Annotated in this window: 7 protein-coding genes and 1 pseudogene; 4 read left to right on the top strand and 4 right to left on the bottom strand. The window is 66.3% G+C overall.

Annotated elements, in window-relative coordinates; all coding sequences use genetic code 11:
• Nucleotides 1-23: 23 nt before the first annotated feature.
• Nucleotides 24-1,193, top strand: a complete 1,170-nt coding sequence (dinB, locus tag DID96_RS07555) for a DNA polymerase IV (protein ID WP_124598736.1) — start codon at nucleotides 24-26, stop codon at nucleotides 1,191-1,193.
• A gap of 67 nt (nucleotides 1,194-1,260) precedes the next feature.
• Here the strand turns inward: dinB and DID96_RS07550 are convergent, their stop codons facing one another.
• The 4 genes from DID96_RS07550 to fixL all read right to left on the bottom strand — a co-directional run bounded on the left by DID96_RS07550 (nucleotide 1,261) and on the right by fixL (nucleotide 7,872).
• The gene (locus DID96_RS07550; RefSeq protein ID WP_124598735.1) at nucleotides 1,261-3,348 is read right to left on the bottom strand and encodes a M3 family metallopeptidase; all 2,088 of its coding nucleotides are present in this window, start codon (nucleotides 3,346-3,348) and stop codon (nucleotides 1,261-1,263) included.
• Between the two features lie 227 nt (nucleotides 3,349-3,575).
• Complete coding sequence (gene folD / locus DID96_RS07545; protein WP_124598734.1) at nucleotides 3,576-4,433, bottom strand: bifunctional methylenetetrahydrofolate dehydrogenase/methenyltetrahydrofolate cyclohydrolase FolD; 858 nt, start codon at nucleotides 4,431-4,433, stop codon at nucleotides 3,576-3,578.
• A 287-nt stretch (nucleotides 4,434-4,720) separates the two neighbouring features.
• A complete protein-coding gene (fixJ, locus tag DID96_RS07540) occupies nucleotides 4,721-5,359 on the bottom strand; it encodes an oxygen response regulator transcription factor FixJ (RefSeq protein WP_006493245.1) in 639 nt (212 codons plus the stop codon).
• Complete coding sequence (gene fixL / locus DID96_RS07535; protein WP_124598733.1) at nucleotides 5,356-7,872, bottom strand: oxygen sensor histidine kinase FixL; 2,517 nt, start codon at nucleotides 7,870-7,872, stop codon at nucleotides 5,356-5,358. The genes fixJ and fixL overlap by 4 nt, the downstream gene beginning before the upstream one ends.
• Between fixL and DID96_RS39375 the strand changes: the two are divergent.
• The 3 genes and pseudogenes from DID96_RS39375 to aceF form a co-directional block, all read left to right on the top strand.
• A pseudogene (locus DID96_RS39375) lies at nucleotides 7,792-8,009 on the top strand (hypothetical protein); the annotation flags it as partial. The gene fixL and the pseudogene DID96_RS39375 sit on opposite strands and share 81 nt — an antisense overlap.
• Before the next feature lie 136 nt (nucleotides 8,010-8,145).
• Entirely contained in the window at nucleotides 8,146-10,842 is a 2,697-nt protein-coding gene (gene aceE / locus DID96_RS07525) for a pyruvate dehydrogenase (acetyl-transferring), homodimeric type (protein ID WP_124598732.1), read from the top strand.
• 70 nt (nucleotides 10,843-10,912) lie between these two features.
• Nucleotides 10,913-12,571, top strand: a complete 1,659-nt coding sequence (aceF, locus tag DID96_RS07520; protein ID WP_124598731.1) for a dihydrolipoyllysine-residue acetyltransferase — start codon at nucleotides 10,913-10,915, stop codon at nucleotides 12,569-12,571.
• Nucleotides 12,572-12,693 lie beyond the last annotated feature (122 nt).

The raw sequence follows: 12,693 nt of genomic DNA, 5'->3' as shown, positions 1-12,693 counted from the left end.
ACGGGGCAGTTGAAACCGGCACTGTGTTTTTGTACAGTATCGGCACCGTGAGCCCGACCACCATTCCGCCAGCCGATTCGAGCACGCCACCACCGGGCGACGCGCCGCCGCGTGTGCGCAAGATCATCCACTGCGACTGCGATTGCTTCTACGCGTCGGTGGAAATGCGCGACGACCCGTCGCTGCGCGGGCGTCCGCTCGCGGTCGGCGGCCGCCCCGACCAGCGCGGCGTGATCGCAACCTGCAATTACGAGGCGCGGCGCTACGGCGTGCATTCGGCGATGTCGTCGGCGCTCGCGATGCGCAAGTGCCCCGATCTGCTGATCCTGCCGTCGGCGATGGACAAGTACCGCGCCGCGTCGCGCCAGATCATGGCGATCTATCGCGACTACACGCCCGACGTCGAACCGCTGTCGCTCGACGAGGCGTATCTCGACGTCAGCCGCTCCGAGCGCTGCCAGGGCAGCGCGACGCTGATCGCCCGCGAGATCCGCCAGCGGGTGTTCGAGACGGTCGGCGTCACGGTGTCGGCGGGCGTCGCGCCGAACAAGTTCATCGCTAAGATCGCATCGGACTGGAACAAGCCGGACGGCCTGTTCGTCGTGCGCCCGCACGAAGTCGACGCGTTCGTCGCGGCGCTGCCGGTGCGCAAGCTGCACGGTGTCGGCAAGGTGACGGCCGCGCGTCTCGACCAGCTCGGCATCCAGACCTGCGCGCAACTGCGCGACTGGTCGCTGATCGATCTGCATCGCGAATTCGGCGCGTTCGGGCGGCGTCTCTACGAGCTGTCGCGCGGCATCGACGAGCGGGCCGTGCAGGCGGACCAGGAACGCAAGTCGGTCAGCGTCGAGACAACCTACGTGACCGACCTGACGACGCTCGACCAGTGCGCGGCCGAGATTCGCAAGCTGACGGTCCAGCTCGACGCGCGGATCGCGCGCGCGGGCGCCGCGCGGTCGATTCGCAAGCTGTATGTGAAGATCCGCTTCGCCGATTTCCAGCGCACGACGGTCGAATGCGTTGCCGACGCGACGAACGCGGATACGGCCGTCGCGCTGCTCGCGAAGGGCCTGATGCGGCGCGCGCAGCCCGTGCGATTGCTTGGCGTCGGCGTGCGCATCGACGAAGACACCGCCGAGCGGCACGGGCAGTTTGCGCTGTTCGAATCGGAGCCCGACCCGCTCGCACCATGAAAAACGGCGCCGCAAAACGAGGCGCCGTCGTCATCGAGATGAGAAACGGAAAGGGTGGAAACGGTGCTCAGTGCGCGGGCGTTGCCATCCCGTTATGGCGCAGCAGCGCGTCGATCTGCGGTTCGCGGCCGCGGAACGCCTTGAACGAATCCATCGCCGGACGGCTGCCGCCGACCTCGAGGATCTCGCGGCGATAGCGCGTGCCGGTCGCCGCATCGAGCACGCTGCCGCCGGCCTCGGCGGCTTCCTCGAATGCCGCGTACGCATCCGCGGACAGCACTTCGGCCCACTTGTAGCTGTAGTAGCCGGCCGCATAGCCGCCCGCGAAGATGTGGCTGAACGTGTTCGGCCAGCGCGAGAACGGCGCTTGCGGGATCACGTGGTAGCGCTCGTTGATCTCGCGCGCGAACGCGTTCACGCCGAGCGCGCCTGCCGGATCGAAATCGACGTGCAGCAGCATGTCGAACATCGAGAACACGATCTGCCGCAGCGTGCCGAGGCCGCTCTGGAAGTTCTTCGCGGCGATCATCTTGTCGAACAGGTCGCGCGGCAGCGTCGCGCCCGTGTCGACGTGCGACGACATCGACGACAGCACGTCCCATTCCCAGCAGAAGTTCTCCATGAACTGCGACGGCAGCTCGACCGCATCCCATTCGACGCCGTTGATGCCCGACACGCCGAGCTCGTCGACGCGCGTCAGCATGTGATGCAGGCCGTGGCCGAACTCGTGGAACAGCGTGATCACCTCGTCGTGCGTGAAGCACGCGGGCTTGCCGCCGACCGGCGCGGAGAAGTTGCAGGTCAGGTACGCGACCGGCGTCTGCACGCCGCTGTCGCGTTTCGCGCGCGAGCGCGCATCGTCCATCCACGCGCCGCCACGCTTGCCTTCGCGCGCGTACAGGTCGAGATAGAACTGCGCGACGAGCGAACCGTCACGGTTCTCGACGCGGAAGAAGCGCACGTCCTTGTGCCAGACCGGCGCGTCGTCCGCCTTGATCTGCACGCCGAACAGCGTTTCGGTGACGGTGAACAGGCCCTTCAGCACAGCCGGTTCCGGGAAGTACTGCTTGACCTCGTTTTCCGAGAACGCGTAGCGCTGCTCGCGCAGCTTCTCGGCCGCATACGCGATGTCCCACGGCGCGAGCTCGGTCAGGCCGAGTTCCTTCGCGGCGAATGCGCGCAGCTCGTCCCAGTCCTGGTCCGCATGCGGACGCGCGCGCGTCGCGAGATCCTCGAGGAATGCGATCACCTGCTGCGGCGACTCGGCCATCTTCGGCGCGAGCGACACTTCGGCGAAGTTGCGGTAGCCGAGCATCTGCGCCTCTTCGCGGCGCAGCTTCAGTTCGTCGGCGACGATCGCCGTGTTGTCCCACTCGGCGTTGCCGCCGCCGTATTGCGGGCCGAGTTCGGATGCGCGCGTCGAGTATGCGCGATACAGCGTCTCGCGCATCGCGCGGTTGTCGGCGTACTGCAGCACCGGGAAATACGACGGGAAGTGCAGCGTGAATTTCCAGCCGTCCTTGCCGTCCTTCTGCGCGGCTTCGCGGGCGGCCTCGATCGCGTCGCCGGGCAGGCCGGCCAGTTCGGCTTTGTCCTTCGCGAAGTACGCGTACGCGTTGGTCGCGTCGAGCACGTGGTCGGAGAACGACTTCGACAGCGCGGCCTGCTGTTCCTGCAACTCGGCGAAACGCGGCTTCTGGTCCTCGGGCAACTCGGCGCCCGACAGGCGGAAGTCGCGCAGCGCGTTGTCGAGAATTTTCTTGCGCTCGACGGATAGCGTCGCGTATTCGGCGCTCGCAGCGATCGCCTTGTATTTCTCATACAGCGCGAGGTTCTGGCCGACGCTCGACCAGAATTCGGTCACGCGCGGCAGGTTCTCGCCATAGGCGGCGCGCAGTTCCGGCGTGTCGGCGACCGCGTTCAGGTGGCCGACGATGCCCCATGCGCGGCCGAGCGGCTCCGTTGCGCGCTCGACCGTCTCGACGACGTCCGCCCAGGTCGCCGGCGTCGCAGACGCGCTCGCGGCGTCGACCGCGCGATTGGCGTCGTCGAGCAGCGTATCGAGCGCGGGCGTGACGTGTTCCGGGCGGATCTCGCCGAAGCGGGGCAGGTCGGAGAAATCGAGGAGCGGATTGGTATTGGCGCTTGCGGACATAGGACTCCCTGTCTGTTGCCGGATGAACCGGGGTAATGAGGGTAGGGCGCGGCGGCGCCCGATAACGACATTATTGGGGCGCAACGCGCGCTTTCCAATCGTTAGTTTCTAACGGCGCGATTGGGGTGGGGGCGAACGGGGAGCTGGATGCCCGGCGGGAGGGTGGCGGAGGAACGGCAGAAGCGCCGGCGCGCGGGCGCGCGCCGGCAGGCGGAATCAGGCAGCGATCAAGCAGCCGCGGCAGCGCGCTCGGCGGCTTCGATCGTGTTGATCAGCAGCATCGTGATGGTCATCGGGCCGACGCCGCCCGGCACCGGCGTGATGTGGCCGGCAACTTCCTTCACGCCCGCGAAGTCGACGTCGCCGCACAGCTTGCCCGCGTCGTCGCGGTTCATGCCGACGTCGATCACGGTTGCGCCCGGCTTCACCATGTCGGCCGTCAGGATGTTGCGCTTGCCGACCGCGGCGACGACGATGTCGGCCTGCCGCGTGTGCGCGGCAAGGTCGCGCGTCTTGCTGTGGCAGATCGTCACGGTTGCGCCCGCTTCGAGCAGCAGCATCGCCATCGGCTTGCCGACGATGTTCGAGCGGCCGATCACGACCGCGTTCGCGCCTTGCAGCGGGATGTCGTGTGCTTCGAACATCTTCATCACGCCGTATGGCGTGCACGGGCGGAACAGCGGCTTGCCGGTCATCAGCGCGCCCGCGTTCGCGACGTGGAAGCCATCGACGTCCTTCTCCGGCGCGATCGCCTCGATCACCTTGTGGCTGTCGATGTGCTTCGGCAGCGGAAGCTGCACGAGGATCCCGTGGATCTTCGGATCACGGTTCAGTTCGTCGATGCGCGCGAGCAGGTCCGCCTCGGACAGCGTCGCCGGGTAGCTGTCCTTCAGCGAGAAGAAGCCGTTGTCCTCGCACGCCTTGATCTTGTTGCGCACGTAGACTTCGCTGGCCGGGTTGTCGCCAACGAGGATCACCGCGAGGCCGGGCTGGTGGCCGCGGGCGGTCAGCGCGGCGGCGCGTTCGGCGGCCTGGGTGCGCAGGGTCTTCGAAAGGGCGTTGCCGTCGATGAGGAGGGCTGTCATGGTGGTGGGTTCTGCGGAAGTTGGAATGCGGGCGTGCGGCGCGTCGGGGTGCGCCGCAGCAAAGCATGGAATTATACCGTCCGCCTGCCATCGTCCGACAGCGAATGCGCGGGAAGCGTCATTGGCGGGCCGCCGGAGCGTCGGCCACCGGCCACCGGATCGCCTGCTGACGGATGCCGCCCGCCGGATCGCCGGCCCGGTCGAATGCAAAGTCGCCGCCCCGCGATCAGGCCGCGTCGCGCGGGGCGGGGCGCGCGCCCGGCAGGCTCACCGGGCCGCGACGAAGCTTACGCCTGCTTCTTCGACAGCGCGAGGCGCAGCAGGTCGGCCACCGTGTTGACGTTGAGCTTTTCCATGATGTTCGCGCGGTGCGCCTCGACCGTCTTGATGCTGATGCCGAGATCGTCGGCGATCTGCTTGTTCAGGCGGCCGGCGATGATCCGCTCGAGCACCTGCTGCTCGCGGGCGGTCAGCTTCGACAGGCGCTCGCTCGCGGCGCGCTGTTCCTGGACGCTCTTGCTTTCGCTTCGGGCCTTGTCGAGCATCCGCTCGACGAGCTTGCGCAGTTCCGCCTCGTCGAACGGCTTCTCGATAAAGTCCATCGCACCCTTTTTCATCGTCGACACGGCCATCGGCACGTCGCCGTGACCCGTCACGAAAATGATCGGCAGCGCGGCATTGTCGGCGATCAGGCGTTCCTGCAGCTCGAGGCCGCTCATGCCGGACATCCGCACGTCGAGGATCAGGCACGCGATCTGCCCGGCCTGCTGGGCCGGCTGATACGCATCGAGGAACTGCTCGGCGCTCGAGAAGCATTGCACGCGATAGCCGTTCGCCTCCAGCAGCCAGCGCAGCGAGTCCCGTACGGCCTCGTCGTCGTCGACGACGAAGACGGTTTCCTGAGTGGTGGTGACAGGGCTATTCATAGTTCTCCCGTAACGGTATTTGATGCCGATACCTCGGACCCCCCTTGGCCGAGATCAGCGGGTTCCCCAATGGGCAGGCTGCAGTGGAACGTCGCGCCGGAGATGCGGCCATCCGTCTCGACATTGTTCACCACCCACAGACGCCCGCGATGCGATTCGATGATCGAGCGGCAAATGTTCAGCCCCATGCCCATGCCGTCGGACTTGGTGCTGTAGAACGGCTCGAACAGGCGCTCGGCGGTCGCTTCGTCGACGCCCGGCCCCTGATCGATCACACGGATGTCGACGAAACCCGCCTCGATGTCGGCGATGACGCGGATCACGCCGTCGGCCGCTGCCGGCTTCACGTCCGCCATCGCTTCGGCGGCGTTCTTCATCAGGTTCACGAGTACCTGCTCGATGAGCACGGGGTCGACATAAATAATAGGCATTCTTGCGAGGATTTCCGTGACGATCCGGATCCTGCGCTTCCTGGCCTCGATTTCGGCGAGTCCGACTGCGTCGGCGACGATGTCCGCGACGCGCGCCGGCTGGCGCTTCGGCTCGCTGCGCTTCACGAATTCGCGAATCCGCTTGACGATCATCCCCGCGCGCAGCGCCTGCTGCGCGGTCTTCTCGAGCGCGGGCTGCAGCGTTTCGTTGGTCGCGCGGCCGCTCTTCACGAGCGCGAGCGTGCCCGAGCAGTAGTTGTTGATCGCCGCAAGCGGCTGGTTCAATTCGTGAGCAATCGACGACGCCATTTCGCCCATCGTCATCAATCGGCTCGTGAACTGCAGCTTCTCTTCCTGCTGGTGCGCGAGCTCCTGCGCCTTCTTGCGGGTCGTGATGTCGGTCGCGATCTGCATCTGCGCGAGGTGGCCGTCGACCCACTGGATGTACTGGCGGCGCACCTCGAACCACTTCTGGATGCTCTCGACGTACACCTCCTGCGCGTCCGCGGTGCTGCTCGTCAGCGCGGCGGCGGGCAGGCCGGCGAACGTGTCGACCATGTCGATCGAGTCCGACGATGCCTGTGCACGGTCGAAGCCGCCGCCGGACAGCTCGAGATGGCCGTCCGGGCGGATCCCGAACAGGTGGCGGTAATAGCGGTTCGCGAACAGCAGCTCGGCCTCGTCGGCCGCGAGCACGGACACCGCGGCGTCGAGGCTCTCGAGCACCGTCGTGAAGCGCTCGTGCGCGGCGGCGAGTTCCTCGCGCGCGCGCTTCGGCTCGGTGATGTCGGTCATCGACGACATCCAGCCGGTCTGGCGGCCGGAGCTGTCGATCAGCGGCGACACGTACAGGCGCGCATGGAACAGCGTGCCGTTCTTGCGGCGCACGCGCAGCTCGAAGCCCGAACTCGGCGCCTTGCCGCGCAGCGTCATGTCGAGCTGGCGCTGCATCTCGGGGTACGAATCGCGCGGCCAGTACGGGAACGGCGCAACCTTGCCGACGAGATCGCTCTCGTCCCAGCCGGTCATCCGGCAGAACGCCGGGTTCACGTGCGTGATGCGGCCGTGCATGTCGAGCACGCGCATGCCGATCAGCACCGAGTTTTCCATCGCGCGGCGGAAGAACGCCTCCGCGTACAGTGCCTGCTGCGCCTCGAAGCGCTGGCGCGTGTGCTTCCACAGGCTCCAGAGGCTCCACAGCACGAAGCACGACAGCCCCGCGACGAGCCAGACGAGCGTATTGTTGGTGAGGTTGGTGAGCTGCGGGAACGCGTACACGCGCACCGTCAGGCCCTGGCCGGGCGGGTCGAGCGGCAGGTCGTAGTGCGAGTCGCGCGGCAGGCGCGGGCGCGACGACGTCGACGACAGCTCGCGGTTGTTCGAGTCGGTGATCGAGATCTTGTATTTCGACGACAGCTCGGCCGGGATGTCGTGCTTCAGGATGCCTTCGACCGAGAACACCGCGGCGATCGCGCCGAGGTATTCGCGGTCGCCGCGCATCACGGGCGTCTGCAGCGTGATGTAGCCGTTGCCGAAGTCGTCGTAGATCAGCGGCGAGTAGGCCTGGCGGCGCGAATTGCGCGCGTCGTCGTAGGCGCCGCGCACCGCGTCCTGCATCTGCGCGTCGTTCGGCTTCGCGAGACGCTGGCCGAGCAGCGGCGGATGCACGGTCGGCCAGCGCTGGGTGCCGGGGGCCGTGTACCAGTTCAGGTAGAGGATCTCGGGATGCGTCTGCATCACGTCCGCAACCGCCATCTGGAATGCGTTCTGGTCGAGGCGACCGGACGCGAGATCGCGCGACAGCGCCTGCAGCTGTTCCTGCGCGCCCGTCATCGACAGCCGGATCTGCTGCTGGGCCCACGCGACGTTGCGGAACAGCGTGTCTTCCTGCTGTTGCTGCTCGCGGCGGTTCAGGCTCCACAGAATGAGGCTCATCACCACGAGGAACACGAGGATCGACAGCAGCGGCGTCAGCAAATAGGAATTGGACCACCACGGTCCGTGGTGCCAACGGGACGGCTGCGACTCCGCCGGCGGGCCCGACGGTCGCGCCGAGCGTGCGAAAAGCCGATCGGTCAACATGGCAGGATTGTAGCGCAGCGCAATTGATGGAAAACCTATACCGGATATGTTGAACCGAAACGGATTTACCGCGCGGCGACGCGCCTGAATGCCCCGAAACAAGGGTGCAGCGCAGCAATATTCCGCATTACGAGAAAAGATCTCACGATTCGAAAATTTTGTTGCGTGCTGCCCGACGCGCTCATTACAATCCGCTGGAGCTTGCCCGCAGCCGGCCGCGCCGCGTCGTCTGCATCGAGAGCGATCCTCACATTTCCGGACCAGGAGACGAGAATGTCCGCTGTACCTAACGAAGTGATGAAGTATGTTGCCGCCGAGCGTGACGACGATCCGCAGGAAACCGTTGAATGGCTCGAGTCGCTCGACGGCGTGATCTCCTCCGTCGGCACCGGCCGGGCGCATTACCTGATCGAAAAGCAGATCGAATTCGCGCGTGTGCGCGGCGAGCATCTGCCGTTCTCCGCGAACACCCCGTACATCAACTCGATTCCGGTCGAAGCCCAGGCGAAGATTCCCGGCGACCAGGAAATCGAGCACAAGATCCGCTCGTACACGCGCTGGAACGCGCTCGCGATGGTGCTGCGCGCCGGCAAGGACACCAACGTCGGTGGCCACATCGCGTCGTTCGCATCGGCCGCGACGCTCTACGACGTCGGCTACAACCACTTCTGGCACGCGCCGTCCGACCAGCACGGCGGCGATCTCGTGTTCGTGCAGGGCCACTCGTCGCCGGGCGTGTACTCGCGCGCGTTCCTGCTCGGCCGCCTGTCGGAAGCGCAGCTCGACAACTTCCGTCAGGAAGTCGACGGCAACGGCATCTCGTCGTACCCGCACCCGTGGCTGATGCCGGACTTCTGGCAGTTCCCGACCGTGTCGATGGGCCTTGGCCCGATCATGGCGATCTACCAGGCGCGCTTCATGAAGTACATCGAAGCGCGCGGCATCGCGAAGACGCAGGGTCGCAAGGTCTGGGCGTTCCTCGGCGACGGCGAGACCGACGAGCCGGAATCGCTCGGCGCGATCGGCATGGCGAGCCGCGAGAAGCTCGACAACCTCGTGTTCGTGATCAACTGCAACCTGCAGCGTCTCGACGGCCCGGTGCGCGGCAACGGCAAGATCATCCAGGAACTGGAATCGGAATTCCGCGGTGCCGGCTGGAACGTGATCAAGGTGATCTGGGGCAGCCGCTGGGATGCGCTGTTCGCGCGCGACAAGACGGGCGCGCTGATGCGCCGCATGATGGAAGTCGTCGACGGCGAGTACCAGACGTACAAGTCGGAATCGGGCGCGTTCGTCCGCGAGCACTTCTTCAACTCGCCGGAACTGAAGGCGCTGGTCGCCGACTGGTCCGATGACGACATCTGGGCGCTGAACCGCGGCGGCCACGATCCGCACAAGATCTACGCGGCGTTCCACGAAGCCAGCAACACGAAGGGCGCGCCGACCGTCATCCTCGCGAAGACCATCAAGGGCTACGGGATGGGCGAGTCCGGTCAGGCGATGAACATCACGCACCAGCAGAAGAAGCTGCCGGTCGAGCAACTGAAGAAGTTCCGCGACCAGTTCCGCCTGCCGCTCACGGACGATCAGATCGCCGACGTGCCGTACCTCAAGTTCGAGGAAGGCTCGAAGGAGCTCGAATACATGCGCAAGCAGCGCATGGACCTCGGTGGCTACCTGCCGCACCGCCGCGAGAAGGCGACGTCGCTGCCGGTGCCGGCGCTCGACGCGTTCGAGCCGCTGTTGAAGGGCACGGGCGAAGGCCGCGAGATCTCGACGACGATGGCGTTCGTGCGGATCCTGAACATCCTGCTGAAGGACAAGGCGCTCGGCAAGCGCGTGGTGCCGATCGTCCCGGACGAGTCGCGCACGTTCGGCATGGAAGGCCTGTTCCGCCAGATCGGCATCTGGAACCAGGAAGGCCAGAAGTACGTGCCGGAAGATTCCGACCAGCTGATGTTCTACAAGGAATCGCAAACCGGCCAGATCCTGCAGGAAGGCATCAACGAAGCGGGCGGCATGTGCGACTGGATCGCGGCGGCGACGTCGTATTCGACGCACGGCGAGATCATGGTGCCGTTCTACATCTTCTACTCGATGTTCGGCTTCCAGCGGATCGGCGACCTCGCATGGGCCGCGGGCGACATGCGCTCGCGCGGCTTCCTGCTCGGCGGCACCGCGGGCCGCACGACGCTGAACGGCGAAGGCCTGCAGCACGAAGACGGTCACTCGCTGCTGTGGGCGGCATCGGTGCCGAACTGCGTGAGCTACGACCCGACCTTCGGCTACGAACTCGCGGTGATCATCCAGGACGGCCTGCGCCGCATGGTGCAGGACCAGGAAGACGTGTACTACTACGTCACGGTGATGAACGAGAACTACGAGCACCCGGCGATTCCGCAGGGCGAGCACGTGGCGGCCGACATCATCAAGGGCATGTACGCGTTCAAGAAGGCCGACGCCGACAAGAAGGCACCGCGCGTGCAGCTGCTCGGCGCGGGCACGATCTTCAACGAAGTGATCGCTGCTGCCGACCTGCTGAAGAACGACTGGGGCGTCGCCGCCGACCTGTGGAGCGTGCCGAGCTTCACCGAGCTCGCGCGTGAAGGCCACGAAGTCGAGCGCTGGAACCTGCTCCATCCGAGCGAGGAGCGCCGCCTGTCGCACGTGCAGAAGTGCCTGAAGGATACGCAAGGTCCGGTCATCGCATCGACCGACTACGTGCGCGCGCTGGTCGACCAGATCCGCGGCCAGATCGATCGCCGCTTCGTCGTGCTGGGCACCGACGGCTTCGGCCGCTCGGACACCCGCGCGAAGCTGCGTCACTTCTTCGAGGTCGACCGCCACTGGGTCACGGTCGCGGCGCTCAACGCGCTCGCGGACGAGGGTACGATCGAGCGCAAGGTCGTCGCCGACGCGATCGCGAAGTACAACCTCGATCCGTCCAAACCCAACCCGATGACGGTTTAACGCCCACGCGCCGTATGATGCCGCGCGCCGCTTCCGGGAGGGGCGCGCGCGGCTCTGGAGACACAAAAAGATGAGTCAAGCGATCGAAGTGAAGGTGCCGGATATCGGCGATTACAAGGACGTGCCCGTCATCGAAGTGCTCGTGAAGGCGGGCGATACGGTCGAGCCCGAGCAGTCGCTCGTCACGCTCGAATCGGACAAGGCGACGATGGACGTCCCGAGCCCGTCGGCGGGCACGGTCAAGGAAGTGCGGGTGAAGGTCGGCGACGCGGTGTCGGAAGGCTCGCTGATCATCCTGCTCGAAGGCGGCGCCGCGGCGCAGCCGAACGGCGCGGCCGCGCCTGCCGTAGTGCCTGCTGCGGCACCGGCCGCACCGGCGGCGGCGCCCGCAGCAGCGCCGGCCGCCGCATCGGCCGCAAGTGGCGGCACGCTCGAAGTGAAGGTGCCGGATATCGGCGACTACAAGGACGTGCCGGTGATCGAGATCGGCGTGAAGGTTGGCGACACGGTCGAGAAGGAACAGTCGCTCGTCACGCTCGAGTCGGACAAGGCGACGATGGACGTGCCGAGCCCGGCCGCCGGCGTCGTGAAGGAAATCAAGGTCAAGGTGGGCGACGCGGTGTCCGAAGGCACGCTGATCGTGCTGCTCGACGCAGCCGGCGCGCCGGCTGCCGCCGCGCCGCAGGCAAGCGCACCGGCGAGCGCGCCGGCTGCTGTTGCCCCGGCTGCCGCGCCGAAGGCGGCACCGGCAGTCGCACCGGCTCCGGCTGCGGCGCCCGCACCGGCCGCTGCACCAGCCGGCGAGTACCGCGCGAGCCACGCATCGCCGTCGGTGCGCAAGTTCGCGCGCGAACTCGGCGTCGAAGTCGCGCGCGTCGCGGGCAGCGGTCCGAAGGGCCGCATCACGAAGGAAGACGTCACGAACTTCGTGAAGGGCGTGATGACGGGCCAGCGCGCGGCGCCGGTCGCGGCAGCCGCGCCGGCAGGCGGCGGCGAGCTGAACCTGCTGCCGTGGCCGAAGGTCGACTTCGCGAAGTTCGGCCCGTTCGAAGCGAAGCCGCTGTCGCGCATCAAGAAGATCTCGGGCGCGAACCTGCACCGCAACTGGGTGATGATCCCGCACGTCACGAACAACGACGAAGCGGACATCACCGATCTCGAGGCGCTGCGCGTGCAACTTAACAAGGAGCACGAAAAGGCGGGCGTGAAGTTCACGATGCTCGCGTTCGTGATCAAGGCAGTCGTCGCCGCGCTGAAGAAGTTCCCGACCTTCAACGCGAGCCTCGACGGCGACAACCTCGTGTTCAAGCAGTACTACCACGTCGGTTTCGCCGCGGACACGCCGAACGGCCTCGTCGTGCCGGTGATCCGCGATGCGGACAAGAAGGGCCTCGTCGAGATCGCGAAGGAAATGAGCGAGCTGTCGAAGGCCGCGCGCGATGGCAAGCTGAAGCCGGACCAGATGCAGGGCGGCTGCTTCTCGATCTCGTCGCTCGGCGGGATCGGCGGCACGAACTTCACGCCGATCATCAATGCGCCGGAAGTCGCAATCCTCGGCCTGTCGCGCGGCCAGATGAAGCCGGTGTGGGACGGCAAGCAGTTCGTGCCGCGCCTCACGCTGCCGCTGTCGCTGTCGTATGACCATCGCGTGATCGATGGCGCGGAAGCGGCGCGGTTCAATGCATATCTGGGGTCGCTGCTTGGCGACTTCCGGCGCGTCATTCTTTGATGAGCGTTGGGGCTCGCGGGGGCGTGGGTTGTCTGTCGGCGATCCGCGCCTCGTCGTTGAATCTGTATTGCTAACGGTCTATTAGCGTCGCCCCTGCGCGGGGCGGCGGTCACTTTTCTTTG

The organism is Burkholderia sp. Bp8963, assembly GCF_003854275.1.
Lineage (GTDB): Bacteria > Pseudomonadota > Gammaproteobacteria > Burkholderiales > Burkholderiaceae > Burkholderia.
This window is presented reverse-complemented; position numbering and strand designations above follow the sequence as displayed.

Coding starts and splice junctions, on each gene's coding strand:
- DID96_RS07550 (WP_124598735.1), bottom strand. CDS start 3,348: ATGTCCGCAAGCGCCAATACCAATCCGCTCCTCGATTTCTCCGACCTG.
- folD (WP_124598734.1), bottom strand. CDS start 4,433: ATGACAGCCCTCCTCATCGACGGCAACGCCCTTTCGAAGACCCTGCGC.
- fixL (WP_124598733.1), bottom strand. CDS start 7,872: ATGTTGACCGATCGGCTTTTCGCACGCTCGGCGCGACCGTCGGGCCCG.
- aceF (WP_124598731.1), top strand. CDS start 10,913: ATGAGTCAAGCGATCGAAGTGAAGGTGCCGGATATCGGCGATTACAAG.
- fixJ (WP_006493245.1), bottom strand. CDS start 5,359: ATGAATAGCCCTGTCACCACCACTCAGGAAACCGTCTTCGTCGTCGAC.
- aceE (WP_124598732.1), top strand. CDS start 8,146: ATGTCCGCTGTACCTAACGAAGTGATGAAGTATGTTGCCGCCGAGCGT.